Here is a 22,089-nt window from a genome sequence, read left to right on the forward strand (position 1 = left end):
AGTTATTTTTCCAAATTCACTTATAATCGTTTATTGTAAAACTTTACTTTCTTATTATGAAAAGAACATTGATTTTTATAATAAAATTAATACAATTAAATTATAAATACTCAGGTATTTACACCTATTTTACTGACAAACAACCATTTAACATGTAGACATAAAAAAAGCCGCTCAATTTGAGCGGCTTTTTGATTCTTAATTTAAAATCACATCCTAAAAAATAAAGCTCTCTGAAGTGCTTCTAGTTGTTTTTCGGACATTTTTAGTTTTACTAATTTCTTATCTGATAATTTTGGAATTAAGTTAGAAGGTTTTTTAAAAAACATTTTCAAATCCTGAAAAATTTCAGTTTTGGTTTTTGTGGCATCTATCAGCATTAAACCTTTGATTTCTTCTATCAAAGACAAACTTGAATACAGATATTTACTAAACAAAAAAATCATGCAATGAGGACTTTTGTACTCAGATTTAAAGAAATCTATTAATTCTGAATATTCATAAATTACAAATACTGAATGGTCAAAATCATTTGATTTCTTTTCATTTTTCAACAAAAAAGAAGCATCAGAAAATTCAAATTCGTTTTTAAATTTTCTTTTAAACATTTTTAAAAAAATGCCTTTATTGTCCTTAACCAGGACTTTTTCTTTTTTAATCATCTCTTAAAAATTAGCATTTACCCGTTCTAATGAATTAAAAAAATATAAAAAGGAAAGAGCCCGATAGGATATCGAGCTCATTATTATCAAATTAAATTTCGTCTAAACCTTTGGGTACAGTCTATTTTGAAGATCTTGATAAAGAATAAAGTCGGTGTCGCTATTCAATCAAGAAAAGCAACCGGCTTATTGGATTCTTGTTCATCAATAAGCAATTGAAGGCAAATCAGCTAAAAAGCTATTTTTAAATTCCGGCATTAAGTTTTGGGGCATCAGAGGGACTTAAATTTTTTAGTTTTTTAATTTTATCATTCAATTTTAAAACCCGATCGAGCTGTTTTTGCTGAATCGTATATTTGGTATAATACTTATACCATTCTTTTCCGATAAAAAAGGTTGTCACAGATACTCCTGTGAGCAGACCAATAAGGTAATTAGTCATGTCCATGATGGTTGGTTTATTAGTTTATTTAAGTTTACATTTTGAATTATTTTTTAGTTTATGAATTAAAAAGCATTTTTATCTCCTTTTACGGTTACAATTATTGTTAATAAACAGATTTTAATGTCTGTTATTAAACTCCAGCGTTGTAAATACTGGATATCTGTAGTAACCCTACGTTTCATGTCGGCTACTCTTTTCGTTTCTCCTCTAAGTCCCGAAACCTGCGCAAGTCCTGTAATTCCGGGTTTTACAAAATGGCGGACCATAAAATTATTAATATGTCCGTTATAGTCTGATGTATGCTTAATCATATGAGGACGCGGTCCTACTACACTCATATTTCCGAGTAAAACATTAAAAAACTGCGGCATTTCGTCTAAACTTGTTTTTCGAAGAAATTTACCAATTGGCGTAATTCTCGAATCTCCTCTTTGCGCCTGCTGGCTTTCATCTCCAGAATTTATGTACATGCTTCGAAATTTATAACACCAAAAGGGTTCATTTTTTTTGCCTGTACGCATTTGTCTAAATAAAACCGGCCCTTTGCTTTGTCTTTTAATCAAAATAGCAATTAAAGGGTAAAGCCATGACATGATGAAAACAATAACCAGAATACTAAAAGTAAGATCGAATATTCTTTTAATTAATCTGTTGTAAGCATTTTGTAAAGGCTCAAAACGCGGCTTAATGACGTGAAAATTATTTAAATGGCTCGAATTAAAATGTTTTTTTGAAATAGATGAAAAGTCCGGAACAAATTTTAAACGCATGCAGTATTTATCGCCAAGCTCAAAGAAATAATTCAAATCTGAAATAAAATCAGGTTTTGAAACAATATACAATTCGTTTATTTTTTCCTTTGATGCATTATGTATGGCTTCTGACAGTGCTTCGCTGAAATCTTCATTGCTTGTATATTCTACAGATGAGTTTTCGTTGACAATTCCCAGAAAATGAATAAAAAAGGAATTGTTTTCTAAGTGCGATGCCAGTTCAATACTCGTTTTATTAAATCCCCAGATTGCTACTGTATAACGTTTAAAAACCCATCCTTTTATTTTTCCTATCACCACTGTAAACAAAATTCTGGACAGCAGGAAATAAGATAACAAAAAGCTTAACTGAATCAAATTTGCTTTGCTCCCAAAAAAATACAGCACGTTATCCTGAAAAATAAAAATGTAACTATGCCATAGAACTCTTTGGGTAAAAAAAGCTCGCCAGCTATTGCGGAAAAAATATTCTAAACTAAAAAGAACGTCTATCCTATACAACTGAAAGTAGGTAACCGAGAATAACCAGCTCAAAATTGTAATAGGAATCATTTTATCAAGAAACAATGCGTTCCAGCCAATTTTTTCTTCATTTGCATAATTCAGAAACACTATAGTACCCAGTATCATAGCGATCATGTCTGCAATGGCACAACAGATTATGAAGGTAAATTTATGTCTGTTTCGCATTTTTTAATTCTTTTCAATAAATTGTAAAATAATCCTCCTATTATACTTCCAATAATCCCATAAAAAACATCCATTACATCAGGATTTCTTTTTTGAATTACAAATTGTCCTCCTTCGGCTATACAAACGATTATTGCAGCAATGCCAATATTTTGTATGAAACTCAAACTTTTATTTTGATTTATTTCATTTGAATTCTTATGCTGTGAATATGCTTCTAATAAGAAACCAACAGCTAAAAAAGGAACAGCGGTACGGAGATTATAATAATGATTACTCCAATTCAACAGCCATTTTGGTAAATAGCTTTCACTTCTTAAACCAGGATCTGGCAGCCAGGAAAAATAAAAAACGACACCAATAACTAAAAGCAATATCAAAAGCACTATTTTATGATACATTTTGTTTTTATTTAATTTTTGTAATGCTTTATTACTTAAGCTTCTTTTAAGCTATGTGCTTTTTTATACCATGGTTTTTTTACTTTTATTTCCTGATACTGGTAACTATAATTTTGTCCATAACCATATCCGTAGGCGGTTTTCATATTTACTGCGTTAATAAGAATACCTACATTTTTTAATTGTTCTTTTTTAATAAAATTATTTACATGAACTAAATTGCTTTTGTCTGTATAATCATATTTTACTACAAATACTGTAACATCGGCCAAATAGCTAAAATTAAGCGTATCAGATACGATTTGAACCGGAGCGGTATCTAATATTATAAAATCATAAAGTTCTTTTGCTTCTTCTATCAGCAATTCAAAATTAGAATTGGTTATTAACTGCGACGGATTTGGCGGAACTTCTCCGGCAAGCAGTATGTCGAGGTTTTGAGAATAATTATTATTTTTTTGCAGAAAGCCTTTCCAGTCGTCATTTTTATTAGACAAATAATTAGTCAGGCCGGGCACATTTTTATCGATATTAAAGTATTCGTGCAGCTGCGGATTTCTTAAATCAACACCAATAAGCAATACTTTCTTGTTTAGATTGCCTATTGTTACAGCATTATGAAAGGCACAAAAGGATTTTCCTTCTCCCTGAATTGAAGATGTAAATAATATAATGTTCCCTTTGTCTTCTTTCTTTTTATGCAGTAAATAACGAACATTTGAAACTAAAGTTCTTGTTGCTTCTGCTATTAAGGAATGAGATGTAGCTGTGTTTTCCAGTTTTTCATTGGTATCAATTTTAGGAATGTGTCCCAAAATTGGAATATTATTCATTACTTTTTGAATGTCTTCTTCATTATGCACTTTGGTATCAAGATATAAGCGAACGTAAATGATACCGAAAGGAAGTAATAAGCCAAACAAAAATGCTCCAAGCATAAAAGATCTTGGCTGCGGAAAAATAGCCGAATAATTTGTTTCGGGAGCATTTAAGGTTTTTAAATTTGATTCTAAAATGGCGCCATTTAAAACCGCTTCTTCTTTCTTTTGCAATAATGCAACATAGGTTTCTTCCTTCATACTGAGATTGCTGTTAATATTTCCCAGTATTTTATCCTGTGTTGGAATATTTTTAATTTTTGAAGCCGCAATACTCTGCTCTGATTTATTGGCAATATTATTTTGATTTAAAAAATTTAAATAACCTTCCAGAGAATTTAGAATTTCCTGTTTCTGAACTCTTAACTGCGTCATTAAAGTAATATAAGCCGGATTATTTTTTTGTGCTCTCTGCAGGATTAACTCACTGTCCATGAGCTTGGTATTATAATTTAAAAGCATCTGGTTAACGATGGATGACTCGAGATTATAATTTGTACCCAAAGTTTGCCCCGCTTCTGTTTTTTTGATATCGTTTAAGGCGTAACTGGCAAGCGCAATTTGTCTTTCGTTGAGTTGCGAACTTTCATCTTTCTGAGTTCTGTCGGCAGTTTTTTCGGCAACATAATTGTCCATTACGCCAATTTCATTGTTTTGCAGATATCTTTCTTTTACACTTTCGATAGAATCTTTTTCTCTGGCAAAACTTTTAATTCTTTTTTTCAAATAAGCAACCGTATTGGTAAACGTTTTCTGCTTGTTAACTACAATACTTTTATCCAGAAGTACGATAATTTCATTTAATATTTTTCTGGAACGTACAGGATCTGAACTAATATGATTTAATTCTATTGTTCCTTTTGATTTTTCATCAGATACAACTATAAGCGCCGTTTTGAGATTTTTAAGGGCTTCTGCTGTAGGTTCAAGATTTACTTTGTATTCGTTTTCAAAATAATTTGATGGATTTTTTTTCGCTTTTGCAGATAATTTAATTTTAAATGGTAAACCTTCTACTTCATCCTTTCCATCATAACCATTTACTCTAAATTTCTTTTCAGCAGCAGGATCGGTTATCACAAATCCGGTTTTATCAACTTTTATTTCATAACTAACTTGTGGCAAAGAATCTCTGGAAACCGTAAGATTTAAGATAAAAGGAACCTTATTGACATAATTATTTTGTGTGGTATATACTTTTTCAAAATAACTAACACCTAAATCCATATTTTTAACTACATCCATTAAAAACTCGTTTGAAGTAATTAATCTGATTTCGTCGTCTAAATTAGCCTCATTGCTTTTCTGATCCGTGCTAATGGTTATAATTTTATTTTTATCATCTTGTTTTTTATCGATAAAAATTAAAGCCGAAGTTTGATACGTTGGCGGTACTATTTTAATAAAAATAAAAGCCGCACCAACACACAAAATCAAACTAAGTAAAAACCAAGGCCAGTAACGAAGATACTTTAGAAATTCTTTTTTAAAATCCATAACTTATTTTATTAATTATGTACAATCGTATTATTTTTCCAGATTACTTTACTTAACAATCAGTAAAATAACCGCCAAAAGAGAAGCTGTTATACCCAAAACCTGTATAGGGTCTTTGATTAAGCCGCCGCTGTTTACTTTTAATTTATTTGGTTCTACAACAATAACATCGTTTTGTCTGATTCTAAAATTGGGGTTAGACATCCACGAAGCTGTGGTTAAATCAATATGATAAACAAGACGTTTTCCGTCTACTTCCCTTATTAGTTTTATGTCTTTTCGAATGGCAGAATACGTTAAATCTTTTGCCAGTCCAATCGCATCCAGTAAGCTGATGGATTCTTCACTAAAAGAAATTACCCCCGGAGCATTTACTTCTCCTAAAATTGTAAATTTATTATTGAGAACTCTAACCTGAACTGTTGGATTTATTAAATAACCTTCATTTATAAGACGTTCTTTTATTTTTATTTCGGCATTTGCCGGAGTCAAACCGCCCACTTTTACTTCATTTAAAATAGGCATCATTATATTTCCCTGCGGTGTAACCAAATAACCTGATAATTTCATCATTTCTACAGAAGTCTGTCCGTTTGTCGATGCCGGATTTACGTTAAAAGGCGCAGCCACAACCGGATTAATATCACCAATATCTATTTTTAAAATATCATTGGGTTGTATTTTAGGCGATGCATAATTTAAATTTGAATTTGAATACATGTCTAAATCCTGTAAATACAGCATTTCTTTCTTGGTTGTACAAGACTGGAGCATCAAGAGCACTAAAACTATCGGGAGTAAAATTTTCTTCATTTTCATTGTGGTATATATTAGTATTTTTAATTACTCTAAATTCTAATCTGCACTTCTCAAAAAAGAAATTAATGAACTATATACTGCCTCAAAGCGATCGATTTTTTAAGAAACACAACTGATATTGCAGCCAAACCATGAAACTTATAAATTTTATAATCTTCTTTTAAAACTTCAAAAGCGCGTTTAAAACTCGTACTCATTCCGCCCATTCTCATTCTCACTATATAAGCATCGATATAACTCATATTGATTTTATATTTATACAAATAGCGAAGCAGAAATTCAGTATCAGAAGCAATTTTAAAATCGAGATTGTACAAACCATGTTTATCAATTACTGCTTTTTTTAAATAAACCGTAGGGTGCAGCGGCAGCCAGCCTTCTTTAATTCTTTTAAGGCTGAAAATCCCTCCTATTCGGTCACGAATTAAGCGTTCGTTTTTATCATTCGAAACATAAACACCGTCGCCATAAACACCGTCGATATTAGCATCATTTTCAAAACGGGCAGCAATTCTTGAAACCGCTTTTCTGTCAAAAAACTCATCATCAGAATGCATCAAACCAATTACATCTCCGGTTGCTAGTTTTAGCCCTTTGTTGATTGCATCGTACATTCCCTTATCTGGTTCAGAAATATAATTGGAAATTTTATTGCGATATGACTCAATAATATCTTTTGTGCCGTCTGTAGAATTACCATCAATTATTATGTACTCGATATCATTATAATTTTGAGCTAATACACTTTTGATGGCTTTTTCGATCGTTTCTTTACGATTGTAACACACTGTGATTATGGTAATTCTCATAATAATTACATTTTAAAATAAAAATTTTACATAATTTCAATATAAAACTAAAACAAAAGATTTCTACTAGAAAAACTTCTCGACGAACCACCACAATTGTCGTTAAAACTCCTAAAATTCAAAGTTTTAAGTTGAAATTTTTATAGTTTATTTCCTTAATAAGGTAATTGAGAAAAAAAGAAATAAGCAGATTGATAAGGTTTTAAAAAGAAGCCACTTTTTGACTTACTAATAATTTGTCGAAATAATTAATTGTAGAAACTAAACCTTCGCGTAATTGTATTTTAGGCTCCCAGCCGTTTAGTTTATTTTTAGCCAAAGAAATATCCGGCTGTCTTTGTTTAGGATCGTCCTGTGGAAGACCAAGATGAATAATTTTAGATTTAGAATCGGTCAATTCGATAATAGCCTGTGCCAGTTCGAGCATTGTAAACTCATTTGGATTTCCCAGGTTAACCGGACCTAAAAAACCACGTTCTGAATTCATCATTCTAATCATGCCTTCTACCAAATCATCAACATACTGAAAAGAACGCGTTTGTAAACCGTCTCCAAAAATGGTAATATCTTTTCCCTGCAAAGCCTGAACAATAAAATTAGAAACCACTCTCCCGTCTGACGGATTCATGTTTGGGCCGTACGTATTAAAAATCCTGATGATTTTTATGGCAACTTTGTTCTGATTGTGATAATCCATAAACAAAGTTTCGGCGCAGCGTTTTCCTTCATCATAACAAGAACGAATACCAATTGGGTTAACGTGTCCCCAATAACTTTCGGTTTGCGGATGCACAAGCGGATCACCGTAAACTTCACTTGTACTAGCCTGCAAAACTTTTGCCTTAACTCTTTTTGCCAATCCGAGTACATTGATAGCTCCAAGCACAGAGGTTTTTATTGTTTTTATTGGATTGTACTGATAATGCACCGGAGACGCCGGACAGGCCAAATTGTAAATCTCGTCTACCTCAGCATAATATGGTTCTGTAATATCGTGACGAACCATTTCAAAATGAGGATGATCTAGTAAATCAATAATGTTCGATTTAGCTCCCGTAAAATAATTATCAAGACAAATTACTTCATTGCCTTCATTGAGCAATCTTTTGCACAAATGCGAACCTACAAATCCGGCTCCGCCTGTTATCAATATTCTTTTCATCTTGTCCTATTTATTTTTGATTAAATCAATTTTTGTCTGAATCTGAAAAAAGTAATGCGACTTAAAACGTGCCAGATAAAATCCTTCTTTTCCGTCTAAAAAACCAAGTTTTAAAAAGTAAGCTCCAAAAAAATAAACCACCGGGAGTAAACCCGTATTCAGCAATCCGTATTTTATTTTTTGATTTAAGGATAAAAGCGTGTTTTTAGATTTTTTAAGCTGTAAATATCTTTGTGCTTCCCAAGTTGAATAAGCGTTATGTTTATCTATATAATGTTCTAAGTTTTTAAAATCTTTGTGAACGACTTTGGTTTTGATAACACCAACTTTACCTTCTATAATAGGATGTTCATGTACTTCCATATCCAAATGACTCCATAAATCTTCTTCGATTTTTTCATAAGCGCCTTTGGATTTTTTAAACAATGCCGATTTTTGAAAACCATATCCATATTTAAGTTTTCTTCCCATAAAATAATTTTCAAATCTAATGGTAAAACCGTTGTAAGCAGGATCCTGAATTTTATGTTCTATTTCAGATACAAATTCATCGCTCACAAATTCGTCAGCATCGAGAAACAAAATCCATTCGTTAAGAAGATTTGCGTTTTGCAGCGTCCAATTGCGTTTTTTAGGAAATTTTCCATTCCAATGAAATTGCAATACTTCAGCGCCCATAGCTTTAGCAATAATTATAGTATCATCAGTACTTCCTGAATCAACCACAATTACTTGAGAAAATCGTTTTAATTTATCCAGACAAAAGGGTAAATTTTGAGCTTCGTTTTTGACAGAAACGATTACGGAAATTGGAATTTTATTCAAAGCTTCTAAATTTTATTAGTTTCGAAGGATTTCCTCCTACAATAGCATTTTCCTCAACATCTTTAATAACCACAGAACGCGCCGCAATAACCGAATGATTTTCTACAGAAACTCCTGGCGCAATAAAAGCATCGGCTGCAATCCAGACTCCGTTTCCAATTGTGATGGGTTTTAATATTAAAGGAAAATCTTTTTGAGTATAATCGTGGGTTGAGGCGCACAAATAGGTTTTTTGCGAAATAATGGTATTATCGCCAATACTTATTTTTCCCTGATTATAACAATCAACTTTAGGTCCTAAACTGGAATTTTTTCCAATTTCTAAATTCCACGGAGCCCATATTTTTACTGATGCATAGACATGCGTTGACCAGTCTATTTTTGCACCAAAACATTTTAGCACCAAAACTCTCCATTTTTTTAATAATCGGGAAGCAAATGGCCGGAACAAAATGAGTCTTACAAAATTCCAGATAAGTCTGGAAATTTTGTTTTTTAAACTAAAAGAATGACTGTAAGTAGATAAATCCAAAATAGATTAATTAAGTATTTTTTTATACAAATCGTTCATTTCATTCGCAACAGCTCTGATTTCATATTTTTCTGCCACGAGTTTTCTTCCGTTTCTTCCCATCGTTTCCAATTCGGCAGCAGAAGTCTGAATTACTTCTGAAATAATTTTTTCAAGATTTGAAACCGATAAACTAATCCACCATCCGCATTCGTGAATTTCCAGATCTTCCCATGGTGTACCCTGCGTTGTTATAACCGGAACTCCTAATGCCAAAGCCTCGGCAATTACAATTCCGAAATTCTCGCTGTGAGTTGGGAGAATCATAACATCGGCAGATCGCAAAAAATCCCATTTTTCTTTACCGTATTTTGCCCCAACAAAATTTACGTTTTTTAAATCCTGAGCACTTTTGCTCAAACCTGCTATGTAGCAGTCATTTCCATTTCCGGCAATTTCCAGATTCCATCCGTTTGTATTGCAATTCCGCCAGGCTTCCAGCAGTAACTCGATTCCTTTTTTGGGATGAATTCTTGACAGAAAAACTATTTTTTTTGTTCCGTAATTCTCTTTAATTCCTTTTATATCATTCAAATCAATTCCGTTTGGGATGATATGAATTGGTGTTTTATAACCTAAATATTGAATATTTAAAGCTTCCATTTCGGCAGTTGTATGCAAAAATTCAGCTTTTTGAATAGCTTTATTTTGATAAAAAAACATTCCTAATCTTTTTTTCCAGTAATTTCGGGACAATATCCAGGGTTCAAGCATACCGTGCGGCGATATAATAACTTTGATTCCTAATTCCTGTGCTATTTTTTGGAAGCCCCAGTTTTGCGGACTCCAAATGCCATTTATATGAACAATATCTGGTTTTTCTTCAAGCAGAAATTCCCGAAATTCTTTTAGCATTGAAAACCATCTTAAAGTACTGGTTTGAAAAAATTTAACCCGAACACCTTCAATATCAATAGGATTAGAAGTTTTTTTTGTTGCCACAACTATTTCCATATGTTTCTTTAAGGCCGTGCTCAATAATCTCATATATTCAGTAGTTCCGCCTCCGCCCTTATCAATCCCCGCTATAAAATGAATTACTTTCATACAACTTGATTAATTTCTTTGTAAATGATTTCGATAGCATTCAAAGAATATTCGGCAGTAAATTTTTGCGACTGATTAAAGGATCTTTCAATGGTTTCTGTATGCTGAAACCGGTTTAATTTCAAAACTTTTTCTATTGTCTTTGCGCCATCTTCTTTCCATTGCTGCCAATGTTCAGCGTTTGTTGGTTTTTTGTCAATATAAAAAGCGGCCATTCCGCCTACTTCATTCATTGGCGCTTTATTAGTCGTGATAACCGGACATCCAGAAGCCATAGCCTCAATTATCGGCCAGCCAAAACCTTCGTCTAAAGATGGAAACAATAAGCATATTGCTCCGGAATAGGCATTATTAACATGTTCGTCTGATAGATTTGTTACAAAATGAATATCTTCTTTATAAGGTGATTTTTTATACAAAAGATTTAATTCTTCAGTAGGTTTTTCGCCAATTAAAATCAAAGGAATTTTGGTGTTGTATACACTTCTCCATGTTTCATAAATTTCAAGCACGCCTTGTCGGTTTTTATAATATTGGTTCCCGCCAATGTGCATAATATAACCTTGTGACAAAAAGATATTTAGCTTTGTTTCAAGCAAATCCCTTGAAGATTGTCTTGGCAGAGAAAAAAACGGACGGCTTAATCCGTTGTAACATACTGCAGAATTTGCAATTTCGCCCAAATGCAGTTTGTGTAAATCATGCCGGGTTTTTTTTGAAATTGAAATGAAATTTTTTCCCGAAGAAAAACCTCTTTGAATATAGGATTGATATAACTTTCCGGTAAACGATGCAGGGTTTTCAGGCACCATTCCCAATGCCGATTTTAAGGCCAAAAAATCATGGCAGTGCACGACATGTTTTCTGTTTTTTACCAAAGGGACCCACGGTCCAAGCGCCTGATCTGCAAAGACAAAAAGTGTATCTTTTGATGAATTGCGCAATTTTAGTTTTACTTCTAATGGAAATACAAAATACTGATCGATATATCCCAGCCATTTTTTAAAAGACGGTATTGAAGGTATTTTGTAAAATCTGGCTTTTGGAGTCCAGACCACTACTTCATGTCCTCTTTCTTTCATTCCGTTCAGGAGCATATTGGCATAGCGCGGCATACTTTGATGACCCAAAAATGAAGGATGCGTAAAAAGCACAATTTTCATTATTCTGTATTCAATTTGATATTTAAACCAGCGATTAATAAACCTGTTGCAATTACCGCGCAGCCCAGCATACTTGGTTGTGCCCATTGTCCTTGGGTTATTAAAAACAAAGCTGTTCCGCAAAAAGTTAACGGAAGCAGTTTATAATTTCCCGGCAGTTTTATAGAACTGAAAAAAACACCAAATGCCAAAACTAATCTCAAAACAATAAGACCTCCGCCTAAAATAAGTCCCTGCTCGCCGCCAACACGATTTAATTCGCCCTCTGAAACCAGAAATTTTCTTTGTCCTGTTAACATTTGTGCTCCGGCATTGGTTCCCATTCCAAGGTTTCCTTCAAACAATGGCGCATTTAATAAGGTTGTAACAGGTTCTGTAAATCCGTTTATGGTTCTCATCACGATAGAACCTCCTTCCTGCCCTTTTGCGGTATCAACACGGCTCATAAAAACCTGAGTTCCGAGATTAAAAATGGACGTAGTTTTTTGTAAAACAGTAAATAAAATTAGAATTACAACTACTGTAGAAATTAATCTTATTATAGATTTTATACTGGTTGCCGAACCTGCAAAGGCAAAAAAGCCAACTAAGAAAACGCCTAAAACTGCAGTTCGGCTCACCGTTAAAGGCAAAGCAATTAATAAAGCAATTGTGCTGGAAATCAATAAAAGCTTTGAACAGCGCTCTTTTGAAAGCCAGAAATAAAATACAAATACTGAAGCTAAAATGTAAAAGGCAGATAATCCTGTTGTAAAGGAAAATGTTCCCGACGGACGAAAATATCCCATGGCGCCATCAAATCCTGCACTTCCTTCTCCGCCTAAACCAATATTTATATACGCCGTTTGCGGACTTGTAAACTGAAGGTAAATAATTAAAGTCATCAAGATATTGACCGCCAGCATTACACGTCCGGTTTTTAGAATATCTTCTTTTGTAAAAACAGCTCCGATTATAAAAATCAAAGGAAAATGAATAAGCATTATTCTGGCTCCGTAAAGGCCTACAAACAGATTTCCGTGACCAAAAGTAAGCGTTATGGCTAAACCTAATAAGGTAAAAATAGCGCTCAAAACTACGTAGCCGTTTATAAATTTTACTTTTAAATAAAAAGCTCTTATGATTATAAAAATTGCTATCGGGTCACGAACTATTAATAAAGGCGTAGCCAGACCTGGCAGAATCCATTTGCGGAGAGCGCCTTCAAAAACCCAAAGTAAAAAATATAACCAAATAGCTATTTTTAAAGATTTATAAGCGCGCTCCAAATCTTGTTCTTTTACTGTGTTCATTTTATTTTTTTTATAATTTTAAAGAAGCAAGTGCATCAGACATTTCTTGTCCATAAACAGACCAAGGTCTGGTTTGAGCTTTATTTTGGGCGGCAAACCCAAACTGCTCCAGAATTTCCGGTTTTTCGAATATTTTGATAAATATGTCTTTTATTGCTTTTGAAGATCCGGCCGGAACGATCCAGCCGTCTTTTTCATTTTCTATTAAATCCGGTCCGGCGGTTCGATCTGTTGTAATTACCGGAATTCCCTGCGACATAGCCTCAGTAATTACCAAACCAAAACCTTCAAAAAGTGAAGGAAAAACAAATATGTCTTGCTCGTACATACAATCTAAAACCTCGTTGTGGGATAAAGACGGGATCCATTTGTGTTTTTCTAAAGCCTGATTTAATGCTTTGCAATTTGGTACAGCTTTATGACCTACAATGGTCAATTCGATTTTGTCCTGCATTTCTTCAACTGCTTCGAATAAATAGGAAATTCCTTTTCGCTGCGACAAACCTCCAATAAATAAAACTTTAAGTTTTCGATCGATAAGAGGCTCGTAGTTTTTTTTTCTGGTTACTTGCGGAAAACCGTACGGAATTACTTTTATTTCGGGTATGTTTCCTCTATAATTTTCTAATGTTTTTTTGGTAAAACTGCTTGCCGCAAAAACGACATCGGCTAAGGCTAATTCTTCGTCTTTTTTATTTAGTTTTTTAAATGAATCATTAAAACCAATAAGTGTTTCTGACCAATCTGGATTATAGTCGAATTCTTTCTGCATTAATAAACGCGCGGTTTTCCAATATCCAATTGGTAAATCGTAAATGCAGTAAAGGCCTAATTTCTTGGCTTCTTTAAAGGTCGATAATGCTCCGTCTTCATAAGCATAAACTCCCAAAAGACCTTCTTTTTTTAATTGGGCTAAATTATCGGCAACCCATTTGTCATGTTTTTGATAGACTTTGTCGATGCAGAAAAAACCTTTTTCGTGAGTAATTAAAAAATCCAGTTTAAATTTTGAAGTCAGCAGACGTCCAAACTCAAAAAAAGAATTTGATCTTGTATAAGGCTGCCATGTTTTATCCAGATTTCTTCTTTTTAAATCTTTTAATTTTGGATAACTGCCAAGTTTAAATAACAATTGCCCGGGAAATATGGCTATAGAAGTAAACAATTTAAAAAGTTGATTATCTTTCAGTAAACCTGTTACCAGATTTTTTGAATTGGCATTTAAAGTGGGATGAGAAACCAATAATTTCATAATACAGAAATTGAACTGATAAACTGGGCCGCTATTGCATTTACATCAGAAACCTCAACATTTTGCGGGGTGATATTCAGCTTATTTTTTTCGTATTTAATAATCTGCGGAATTACATACTGCCCTTTTGTTGGCGTCCAGTTTCTTGAAACACAAATAGTATTGATTTGATGTTCTTTGTAAGCTGCAAAAACGCCGCTTTTTTCTGTTTGAAAATAAGGTGTTGTCGAAATCCCAAAATCGCTGTCTCTTAAAACCTGCGAGATTACTTTTTCTGATTGTACACCCAGAATTTCATAAGCGATATTATAATTATCTAATATAGTGGTGTAATTAATTAATTCAGGTCCATTTTTTCCAACAAAAACAAACTTTATAGGCTTTTCAAATTTATCTGAAATATTTTTCAAATCTTTAATAAAATCTTCAAACGGAGCGCCGTTATGAATGGTTCCAAACAAAACAAACTGAGCAAATTCCAGCGGCTCTTTTTTTTCTGCAGTTAAAGGAATATTGCCGCAAATAGGTAATATTTCAGCTTTGATATTTTGAGACTCAAGAAAGAACTGATACAGTTTGTTTTGAGTATTTATCGAATGTGTTTTGGTATTTTGAACTATTTTTTTGGCGATTACCTGCTGCAGTTTTCCAATACATTTATGTTTAATTGAAGATTCGCTGTCAATACCAAGCCATAATTCGTGAAACATAATATGCCATTTATGATTTCCTCTGATTTTTTTTAAATAAGATGGAAGCCAAAATGGTAATCCTTTTGGGTTGAAACTATATGGAACATATTGCAGCGAAATCCAATCGGGTTCAAAATCTCTTAAAATACTTTGCAGCCAGATTAGTCTTTGCTGATTTGGTGTCGCAATTGGAATTCGATGTACGATTACGGAAGTTTCTTCTACGACCTGACTTTCGCTTGTAAAAGAAACCGCCTGATGATCACATAAAGACAAAATCTGGGCATCATGTCCCGATTTTATAAGCTTTCCGCATAAACGACGAGTGTAATCGCCTACACCATCATTGCCAATTTCGGCAGAACCGCAAATGAAAAGTATTTCCATTTTAGTTTTTTGTTATAATGGTTTTCAAATATTTTGATGTACGGTAGGTTTTCTTGAAACTTTTGTCAATAAAATTGACAACGGGAAATAATCTTGGGTAGTGGTTCCTGACTAAATGCAGGAATTTCTCAATGCCTTTTTTTCCTCTCCAGCTTCCGTTTATTAAATGGATGGCGTATGAATGTCTGTCTAAATAAATAGAATTTCCAACCAATATATTTGCCGGCAGGATGAGCATGTTTTCTTTTAGAATCTGCTCTTTATTTTGATACGTGTAGCCATATTTTTCGGCAACGGGAGTTATAACAGAACCTATTATTACCTTTTTTAAATTCATTGTTCCGTCATCTCCAAACAACTGCAGATCTGTATATTGATCTAAACAATCTTTTACATAAGGATGATTTGGCACCGAAGCAAAAATGGCGCCCTGAACGGCAAAACCTGTAATACTTTCTCCGTTTACAGGAAGATACGATGAGTTTAACTGTTTCATTCCCCCGGCGTTTTCAAACAATCCGGGATGTATTTCGTGAGCGCTGAAAAAATCATATTCAAACCATCTTTCTTTAAAAGGTTTTAAAATTTTTACATCAGAATCGAGATACAAGCCGCCTTCTGTGTATAAGGCGTATAAACGGATATAATCAGCCGCAAAAGCCCATTTTTTTGCTTCAAAGGCTTCTTTTACAAAAGGAACCGAATCAAAATCAAAACTATCTTTATTCCATATTCGTATTTTAAAATCAGGCAGATGAACTTTCCATGTAGCCATACATTCTTTTATAAACGGAGTATATTCTTCTCCGCTAAACCAGCAAATATGAATTGTTTTGGGAATCATAATTTTTATTTTATCCGTTTAAAAAAAGTTACACTTTATAAAATCTGCCAATAACTTTGGCTAATTTGATGCCTATAATTTTTCTGTTAATTTCCCATTTAGAATGTGCGGGTATAGGATAACTGCAGTATTTCCAATAAATAACATCTGAGTTTCTTGGAATTTTTCCGGCAATTGCTCTTACTAAATGATGCGCTTTCCATGGTTTGGGACTTCCCATTCCGTGAGACATTGTTGAGTTTCCTTTAGAAAATCCCATTCCTTCTTTGCCAATGTAGCTCACAGGTCCATCATAAACTTCAATTGCGGCATTAAGCGCGTCCTGGTCGGGTTTATCAAAAATCTGAAATCCTTCTCTTTTTAAAACTGTTGAATTGTAAGACTGATTTAAAAATATAGAATTTTCTAAACCGCCAATTGCCGGCCCCATAAGTTCCTGCATCTGAACCCATAGATTTAAAAATGAAATGTTTTTTTTAAGAAGTCCCAAAAACCCGGCGTTAACATATGTTGGGTTTTTAAAATGTAAATCGATATTAAAATGTTTGTAATAGGTTTTCCAGCCCTGCCTGCGCGGATGAAATTCCTGCAAAGGCGAATTTATATCTTCGCAGAGTGCTGCGCCATAATGTACCCATTGTTCATAACAAGCCCATGAATCGTTTACGACAATATCCGGATCAAAATAAAACATTGCATCTGCCTCTTTTGCAGGACCTTCCCATAATTCCAGCATAAAATCGGGTTTGTAATTTGCCATATTATAATTGGTTACAATTGGCAGAAAAATCAGTTTTATTTCCGGAACAGGAGTTAAAATTATGGCTTCTTTCCACTTTCCAATTGTTTGCTTTTCGCCTTTTAAAATCCACTTTGGCAGAGAACCCCGGTAACCAACATAAATATTGCCGGTAAATCCGTTTTGATAGAGTGAATTAGAAAGTGCTGCTACCCCAAAATGGTAATGCCCTTCGAAAATAGTGCAAACTGCTGCATTCATAAATTTAATATGCGTTTAAGTCTTCTTTTAACTCGTTTTGATTGATTCCTGATATAGGTAATATAAAATAAATCAGAGCTTTGCACTTTATACAAACTCATCATACGTTCTTTATCGCTTTGGCTGGAATACATTAAATCGTCTATAGATTCTGCTCCCAACCGGCCCCTTCCTGAATAATGCAAATGACTGATTGGAACGTCTAAAGCCAACGATGAAGATTGTTTATCGATTTCCTTTTTGGATTCTTCTGATAATTGCGCATACCACGATTGATACGATTCTGTAATTTGTTTATATCCGCCCTGAACGGCATGAATTAAGTCTAAAGTATTTATATAATCGCCAGACCATGAACTTAGCCAGTTAAATGGCGGCTTGCATAAATTGAGTAATTTCCAGTTTCCAATTAAAGAAGCTATATGCAATAAGGATTGATCGTGTTTTTGGGGAATTTCAGGATTTTGTTTGAACCATTCTACAGCAGCGTTCATATCATCAATCAGTTTTTGGCTTTTCTTGACCAAAATATGTCCGGCTGTAATAGCAGAATTTAAACTTTCGCTTCCAAAAATTTCTTTTACTTTTTCGGGCTGCATATAATTGTGGATTCCGCAGGTTGTGTATTCTGTATCGGCATGAACTAAATCATAATCCTCGGCAAACTCAAACAAACGTTCCCAGTTCATTAAGGCTACAATATCATTATCAGTATAAATAAATTCATCCCAATCTGAAAAGAAAGCCAGGAATCGGTATAAAAATCCCATCGGACATTCTGTTAAAACGCTTCTCAGCTTCTGAATAAAATTTACGGCTTCTTCAGGAAAATCCTCGATGGTTAAAAATTCAACTTCTTTTAAAATATAGGGAGAATTGATTTTTTCTCCTCCAAAATGAATTAACCGAATAGGCAGCAGACAGCCGCTTTTTCTAATTGAATAAATTAAGTTTTCGCTGTACCACTGGCTTTTTAAATTGGCCACTAAAACAATTCCTTTTTTCATCTAATTAATTTTTATAAGCCTAAATGCCATTTATAATTTCGCTGCCACATTTTATGACGAACCGGGCCTGTATAATGTCTTACGGCCATTTGTTTTGGGCTCAGTAAATAAGAGAAATCAAATTGATCACCTAAGTCTAAAATGAAGGTTTTTGGGGTTAAAGGCATATAGGAATTGTTTTTTAGCAAATGATGATAAACCGTCTGCTCACTAAAATATTCGTAAATGAAATTGTAGGTTTTAAAAAATTCGAGGGATTCTTTTATATGTTCGAAAGCTGTATTGGCAAAAATAAAACCCGAGTTTACCTGATAAATTTGTTCTGTATTTGCGGCCTTATATCGGCTGTCGAGACATCCCCAGCTTACATCCGGCATATACCAGCCGTTTGCAGCAGGTTTTTCTGTTAAGATTAATTTTAAAACATTGGCGTGTTCATAAAATAAAATATCTGAATCGATGAACAATGTTGGTTTTTCTATTGTATGATTTAAATAATAAAAGAGTTTTTTGCCCAGCGGAAATTTTTTGGCGTAATCCATTAAATAATTTTCGTACGGTTCTAATTCTTCTTTACATAAACCTTTTAAAGATTGGATTTTTGTCCAGTCGAGTCCTTTTTCTACTTTAACAAAATCAAAACTGTTTTCCAGTTGTTCTATTTGTTCCTCATTATGTGATCCATCTGAATAAATGGTCCATTTTATAGGCCTTCCTACATAGCGAATAAAAGATAAAACAGATAAAAGCTGTTCGTGAAAATCATTGCAGGAAGAGAAACTGGCTACTTCCATTTCGATAGTCTTTCTTTTACTGACTTGCGATATCAAATGAGATAAATCTGTTGCTGCTTTTTTTGCAAACTTCCTGCGGTTTACATTTCCTTTAGCAACGGTTATTTTTTTGGTAAGACCTCCCTGACCTGGTAATTTATTCATGTTTGATTCTATTTTTTTAACATAGCCCGTGGTTTTAACCACGGGGAGCATATATTGGATGTTCTTTACATTATGTTCCCGCGGTTGAAAACCGCGGGCTATGTTTGCAAATCTTGTGTTTAGAGATAATTCTTAATCTATTTTTTTGGCAGAAATTATTACTGAAAAACTAAATATATAATTTGCTGTTAAGGATATAAATTGATTAAAAATGCTGTAATATAAAATGCCTCTAAGGGTTGTTAAATCCCAAATAAAATAAGCGAAAATAACAGTGCCTAAATTCAAGGAAATGATGAGAATTGGATTTAAAAAATGTCCTCTGCTGCCAATTAAATTTCCACTCATCGCGGCAATTAAACCAATACAATTTGAAAGCATTATTAAAAAAAGTTCGGATGATAAAGAACTATACGAAGCCCCTAAAAGCCACAACATTTGGGCAGGAAACAAAAAGACAGTCAACATAATACAGCCTGCAGCCAGAAAAAGAATTAATTGAAAAGATAAAAAATATCTTAAAAGTATTTCTCTTTCTTCTGGTAATCTAGAAAAGCGAGGCAGAAATAATGTACCTGAAATTGTTGTAAAAAAGGCCATAAGTGCCGCAAACCTGCCCAAGGCTCCTATACTAGCCAAATCAGTTGAGTTGCCAAAAACAGATAATATCCAAATTACGATTTGTCCTGATAGCGCGTAAAATACAATATTGGGCAGAATGCGGGTTACAATTTTTAAGATTTCTTTTCGGATCGCGGGATCAGGATTTTGATTGCTTTCTACAAATTTTCTGTTGATTATTTTCAATTTTGAATTCCCATACATCTGCGGAATTCCGGAAGCCAAAATAAGAACGAATGTCCATGGAAAAATAAATATCGTTAAAACAATCAAAACCAGTCTTCCGATTCCGACTCTTAATTGATTTTTTTGAAGACTTGAAATATCCTGATGCAGTTTTGGTGTTATTTCTAATAAAGAATCGGATAACGCGGCATAGAAAGCCGGAATTAAAGAAAGAAAGATTAAAACTGCTGATAACCAGCCCGAATTATTTTTTAATAATAAATAGATGATTATTGGCGTGGCAATTATTAAGGCTATGAAGGCAAATTTCTTTCTTAAATCTAAACCTGTTGCCAAGACAATTCCGAGTTTTTTTGGGTCTTTCCAGACTCTTCCACTCAGCGCCATTACACCATTTGAAATACCTGAATCTGTAAACATGACTAAAGTTCCCAACATGGTATTTGCCAGCGTATACAATGCGTATTCAGAAACAGGAAGCATTCTGACGATTAATATTCCGGAAATAAAGCCTATTAATTTTAATATGACTTCTGTACTTCCTACAATCGAAATTAACTTTATGAAATTTAAACTTTTATCAAAATGCTGATGCTGTCTTATTTTATCTAAGGACCAATTCATTTATTCCTTTTAATTTATCACTAAAACGAATGTCTTTTCCAATTCCCTTTACCTGAAAACCTATTGCCGTAAGTTTTTTAGAATCTAGAATATTACGTCCGTCAAAAACAAAAGCGGGTTTGTACATTTTGCTGTAAACAGTTTTCCAGTCATAGGTTTTAAATTCATCCCATTCTGTTAAAACTGCGACTGCATGTGCCTTATCGAGAGCCTCGACTGCAGTTTTGTAAACAAAAATCTGGTTTAATTTTGATTTGATTTTTTCCTCAGAAATTCCTTTTAATTCCCATAAATAGCGCATATCTGCTTTTATTTTTTCTTCCGAAACTTTTGGGTCATAAACATGAATTTCGGCACCGTCTTCGATTAAATGTTCTGCTACATAAATTGCTGCAGATTCTCTGGTATCGTTGGTATCTTTTTTAAAAGCCCAGCCCAAAAAGGTTATTTTTTTTCCGCTTACGGTATTAAAAAGCGTGCAGATAATATTTTTTGCAAAACGGTATTTTTGATAATCGTTGAGAATGATAATCTGTTCCCAATAACTGGCAACTTCCGGCAGATTAAAATAGCGGCATAAATAGACAAGGTTTAAAATATCTTTTTGAAAACAAGAACCGCCAAAACCAACTGAAGCTTTTAGAAATTTAGAACCAATTCTGCTATCTGTCCCAATCGCTGCAGCAACCTCATCAACATCGGCTTCTGTAACTTCGCATAAAGCTGATAATGCATTTATTGACGAAATTCGCTGTGCTAAAAATGCATTGGCAGTTAATTTTGATAATTCTGAAGACCATACATTTGTAGTTAAAATTTGCTTCGGCGAAAGCCAATGTGCATAAATATCTACCAATGCCTGAATGGCTTTTTGATCGCTTTCGGTTTGGTTGCCGCCAATTAAAACCCGGTCTGCATTTAATAAATCATTGATGGCTGTTCCTTCTGCTAAAAATTCAGGGTTGGAAAGCACTTCAAATTTTACTCCGTTTCCGGTATGGTCTAAAATAGTCTGCAAAGTTTGTGCAGTTCGAACAGGAAGCGTTGATTTTTCTACAATGATTTTATCATTTTTAGCAATTCTGGCGATTTGCCTTGCGCATAATTCTACAAATTTTAGATCGGCAGCCATTCCTTTTCCTTCGCCGTATGTTTTAGTTGGCGTGTTTACTGCGATAAAGATCATGTCTGCGGCTTCGATGGCGCTGTCAACTTCGGTCGAAAAAAATAAATTTCGGCCTCTTGCTTCGCGAACGACTTCGGCAAGTCCGGGTTCATAAACAGGAAGTTTCTCTAAATTTTCTTCATTCCATGCCAAAATGCGTTCTGTATTTAAATCGACAACGGTTACTTTAATTTCAGGACATTTTAATGCTATAACAGACATTGTGGGTCCGCCAACATAACCGGCGCCTAAACAGCAAATATTTTTGATTTTCATTTAGTTAGTTTTTACGTGAAGTGTAATTTTTTTTAAACACATAGAAACATAGTTTTTAGGAAT

The 22,089-nt window shown here is 33.8% G+C and carries 21 protein-coding genes; all 21 read right to left on the minus strand.

Going from position 1 to position 22,089, the window contains the following annotated elements:
- Window positions 1–209: 209 nt before the first annotated feature.
- The 21 genes from BUC29_RS12460 to BUC29_RS12560 all read right to left on the minus strand — a co-directional run bounded on the left by BUC29_RS12460 (window position 210) and on the right by BUC29_RS12560 (window position 22,026).
- Window positions 210–608, minus strand: a complete 399-nt coding sequence (locus BUC29_RS12460; protein ID WP_139260504.1) for a hypothetical protein — start codon at window positions 606–608, stop codon at window positions 210–212.
- Window positions 609–906: 298 nt separating this feature from the next.
- Window positions 907–1,104, minus strand: a complete 198-nt coding sequence (locus tag BUC29_RS12465; protein ID WP_073416508.1) for a hypothetical protein — start codon at window positions 1,102–1,104, stop codon at window positions 907–909.
- A 65-nt stretch (window positions 1,105–1,169) separates the two neighbouring features.
- Entirely contained in the window at window positions 1,170–2,570 is a 1,401-nt protein-coding gene (locus tag BUC29_RS12470; RefSeq protein ID WP_073416509.1) for an exopolysaccharide biosynthesis polyprenyl glycosylphosphotransferase, read from the minus strand.
- Complete coding sequence (locus BUC29_RS12475; protein ID WP_073416510.1) at window positions 2,540–2,971, minus strand: VanZ family protein; 432 nt, start codon at window positions 2,969–2,971, stop codon at window positions 2,540–2,542. Before BUC29_RS12475 ends, BUC29_RS12470 begins: the two co-directional genes overlap by 31 nt.
- Before the next feature lie 35 nt (window positions 2,972–3,006).
- Complete coding sequence (locus tag BUC29_RS12480) at window positions 3,007–5,346, minus strand: exopolysaccharide transport family protein (RefSeq protein ID WP_073416511.1); 2,340 nt, start codon at window positions 5,344–5,346, stop codon at window positions 3,007–3,009.
- A 48-nt stretch (window positions 5,347–5,394) separates the two neighbouring features.
- Window positions 5,395–6,165 carry a polysaccharide biosynthesis/export family protein gene (locus BUC29_RS12485; RefSeq protein ID WP_073416512.1) on the minus strand — a complete coding sequence of 257 codons (771 nt, stop codon included), beginning with the start codon at window positions 6,163–6,165 and terminating at the stop codon, window positions 5,395–5,397.
- 62 nt (window positions 6,166–6,227) lie between these two features.
- Window positions 6,228–6,974, minus strand: a complete 747-nt coding sequence (locus BUC29_RS12490) for a glycosyltransferase family 2 protein (RefSeq protein ID WP_073416513.1) — start codon at window positions 6,972–6,974, stop codon at window positions 6,228–6,230.
- A gap of 202 nt (window positions 6,975–7,176) precedes the next feature.
- Window positions 7,177–8,136: a UDP-glucuronic acid decarboxylase family protein gene (locus BUC29_RS12495; RefSeq protein WP_073416514.1), complete on the minus strand. Its 960-nt coding sequence runs from the start codon at window positions 8,134–8,136 to the stop codon at window positions 7,177–7,179.
- Window positions 8,137–8,142: 6 nt separating this feature from the next.
- The gene (locus BUC29_RS12500) at window positions 8,143–8,961 is read right to left on the minus strand and encodes a glycosyltransferase family 2 protein (protein WP_084538642.1); all 819 of its coding nucleotides are present in this window, start codon (window positions 8,959–8,961) and stop codon (window positions 8,143–8,145) included.
- Window positions 8,954–9,493 carry an LbetaH domain-containing protein gene (locus BUC29_RS12505; RefSeq protein ID WP_073416515.1) on the minus strand — a complete coding sequence of 180 codons (540 nt, stop codon included), beginning with the start codon at window positions 9,491–9,493 and terminating at the stop codon, window positions 8,954–8,956. Before BUC29_RS12505 ends, BUC29_RS12500 begins: the two co-directional genes overlap by 8 nt.
- Window positions 9,494–9,499: 6 nt before the next feature.
- Window positions 9,500–10,579: a glycosyltransferase gene (locus BUC29_RS12510; protein ID WP_073416516.1), complete on the minus strand. Its 1,080-nt coding sequence runs from the start codon at window positions 10,577–10,579 to the stop codon at window positions 9,500–9,502.
- On the minus strand, window positions 10,576–11,742 hold the full coding sequence (locus tag BUC29_RS12515; RefSeq protein WP_073416517.1) for a glycosyltransferase family 4 protein: 1,167 nt from the start codon (window positions 11,740–11,742) through the stop codon (window positions 10,576–10,578). The genes BUC29_RS12510 and BUC29_RS12515 overlap by 4 nt, the downstream gene beginning before the upstream one ends.
- Complete coding sequence (locus BUC29_RS12520) at window positions 11,742–13,034, minus strand: hypothetical protein (protein WP_073416518.1); 1,293 nt, start codon at window positions 13,032–13,034, stop codon at window positions 11,742–11,744. Before BUC29_RS12520 ends, BUC29_RS12515 begins: the two co-directional genes overlap by 1 nt.
- A 10-nt stretch (window positions 13,035–13,044) precedes the next feature.
- A complete protein-coding gene (locus BUC29_RS12525) occupies window positions 13,045–14,286 on the minus strand; it encodes a glycosyltransferase family 4 protein (RefSeq protein ID WP_073416519.1) in 1,242 nt (413 codons plus the stop codon).
- Entirely contained in the window at window positions 14,283–15,365 is a 1,083-nt protein-coding gene (locus tag BUC29_RS12530) for a glycosyltransferase family protein (protein WP_073416520.1), read from the minus strand. The genes BUC29_RS12525 and BUC29_RS12530 overlap by 4 nt, the downstream gene beginning before the upstream one ends.
- Before the next feature lies 1 nt (window position 15,366).
- A complete protein-coding gene (locus BUC29_RS12535; protein ID WP_073416521.1) occupies window positions 15,367–16,209 on the minus strand; it encodes a glycosyltransferase family 32 protein in 843 nt (280 codons plus the stop codon).
- A gap of 28 nt (window positions 16,210–16,237) precedes the next feature.
- On the minus strand, window positions 16,238–17,209 hold the full coding sequence (locus tag BUC29_RS12540; protein ID WP_073416522.1) for a hypothetical protein: 972 nt from the start codon (window positions 17,207–17,209) through the stop codon (window positions 16,238–16,240).
- Window positions 17,206–18,216, minus strand: a complete 1,011-nt coding sequence (locus BUC29_RS12545) for an alpha-mannosyltransferase (RefSeq protein ID WP_073416523.1) — start codon at window positions 18,214–18,216, stop codon at window positions 17,206–17,208. Before BUC29_RS12545 ends, BUC29_RS12540 begins: the two co-directional genes overlap by 4 nt.
- Window positions 18,217–18,227: 11 nt before the next feature.
- Entirely contained in the window at window positions 18,228–19,154 is a 927-nt protein-coding gene (locus BUC29_RS12550) for a hypothetical protein (RefSeq protein ID WP_139260508.1), read from the minus strand.
- Between the two features lie 132 nt (window positions 19,155–19,286).
- The gene (locus tag BUC29_RS12555) at window positions 19,287–20,585 is read right to left on the minus strand and encodes a lipopolysaccharide biosynthesis protein (protein WP_073416525.1); all 1,299 of its coding nucleotides are present in this window, start codon (window positions 20,583–20,585) and stop codon (window positions 19,287–19,289) included.
- Complete coding sequence (locus BUC29_RS12560) at window positions 20,566–22,026, minus strand: nucleotide sugar dehydrogenase (protein WP_073416526.1); 1,461 nt, start codon at window positions 22,024–22,026, stop codon at window positions 20,566–20,568. The genes BUC29_RS12555 and BUC29_RS12560 overlap by 20 nt, the downstream gene beginning before the upstream one ends.
- Window positions 22,027–22,089 lie beyond the last annotated feature (63 nt).

The sequence above is a fragment of the Flavobacterium defluvii genome (assembly GCF_900129555.1).
Lineage (GTDB): Bacteria > Bacteroidota > Bacteroidia > Flavobacteriales > Flavobacteriaceae > Flavobacterium > Flavobacterium defluvii.

What these genes read in the sequence shown, in the direction of transcription:
- BUC29_RS12490 (WP_073416513.1), bottom strand. Translation starts at nt 6,974, where the DNA reads ATGAGAATTACCATAATCACAGTGTGTTACAATCGTAAAGAAACGATC.
- BUC29_RS12535 (WP_073416521.1), bottom strand. Translation starts at nt 16,209, where the DNA reads ATGATTCCCAAAACAATTCATATTTGCTGGTTTAGCGGAGAAGAATAT.
- BUC29_RS12550 (WP_139260508.1), bottom strand. Translation starts at nt 19,154, where the DNA reads ATGAATAAATTACCAGGTCAGGGAGGTCTTACCAAAAAAATAACCGTT.
- BUC29_RS12545 (WP_073416523.1), bottom strand. Translation starts at nt 18,216, where the DNA reads ATGAAAAAAGGAATTGTTTTAGTGGCCAATTTAAAAAGCCAGTGGTAC.
- BUC29_RS12525 (WP_073416519.1), bottom strand. Translation starts at nt 14,286, where the DNA reads ATGAAATTATTGGTTTCTCATCCCACTTTAAATGCCAATTCAAAAAAT.
- BUC29_RS12480 (WP_073416511.1), bottom strand. Translation starts at nt 5,346, where the DNA reads ATGGATTTTAAAAAAGAATTTCTAAAGTATCTTCGTTACTGGCCTTGG.
- BUC29_RS12520 (WP_073416518.1), bottom strand. Translation starts at nt 13,034, where the DNA reads ATGAACACAGTAAAAGAACAAGATTTGGAGCGCGCTTATAAATCTTTA.
- BUC29_RS12485 (WP_073416512.1), bottom strand. Translation starts at nt 6,165, where the DNA reads ATGAAAATGAAGAAAATTTTACTCCCGATAGTTTTAGTGCTCTTGATG.
- BUC29_RS12465 (WP_073416508.1), bottom strand. Translation starts at nt 1,104, where the DNA reads ATGACTAATTACCTTATTGGTCTGCTCACAGGAGTATCTGTGACAACC.
- BUC29_RS12495 (WP_073416514.1), bottom strand. Translation starts at nt 8,136, where the DNA reads ATGAAAAGAATATTGATAACAGGCGGAGCCGGATTTGTAGGTTCGCAT.
- BUC29_RS12530 (WP_073416520.1), bottom strand. Translation starts at nt 15,365, where the DNA reads ATGGAAATACTTTTCATTTGCGGTTCTGCCGAAATTGGCAATGATGGT.
- BUC29_RS12510 (WP_073416516.1), bottom strand. Translation starts at nt 10,579, where the DNA reads ATGAAAGTAATTCATTTTATAGCGGGGATTGATAAGGGCGGAGGCGGA.
- BUC29_RS12515 (WP_073416517.1), bottom strand. Translation starts at nt 11,742, where the DNA reads ATGAAAATTGTGCTTTTTACGCATCCTTCATTTTTGGGTCATCAAAGT.
- BUC29_RS12555 (WP_073416525.1), bottom strand. Translation starts at nt 20,585, where the DNA reads ATGAATTGGTCCTTAGATAAAATAAGACAGCATCAGCATTTTGATAAA.
- BUC29_RS12475 (WP_073416510.1), bottom strand. Translation starts at nt 2,971, where the DNA reads ATGTATCATAAAATAGTGCTTTTGATATTGCTTTTAGTTATTGGTGTC.
- BUC29_RS12460 (WP_139260504.1), bottom strand. Translation starts at nt 608, where the DNA reads ATGTTTAAAAGAAAATTTAAAAACGAATTTGAATTTTCTGATGCTTCT.
- BUC29_RS12560 (WP_073416526.1), bottom strand. Translation starts at nt 22,026, where the DNA reads ATGAAAATCAAAAATATTTGCTGTTTAGGCGCCGGTTATGTTGGCGGA.
- BUC29_RS12470 (WP_073416509.1), bottom strand. Translation starts at nt 2,570, where the DNA reads ATGCGAAACAGACATAAATTTACCTTCATAATCTGTTGTGCCATTGCA.
- BUC29_RS12540 (WP_073416522.1), bottom strand. Translation starts at nt 17,209, where the DNA reads ATGAATGCAGCAGTTTGCACTATTTTCGAAGGGCATTACCATTTTGGG.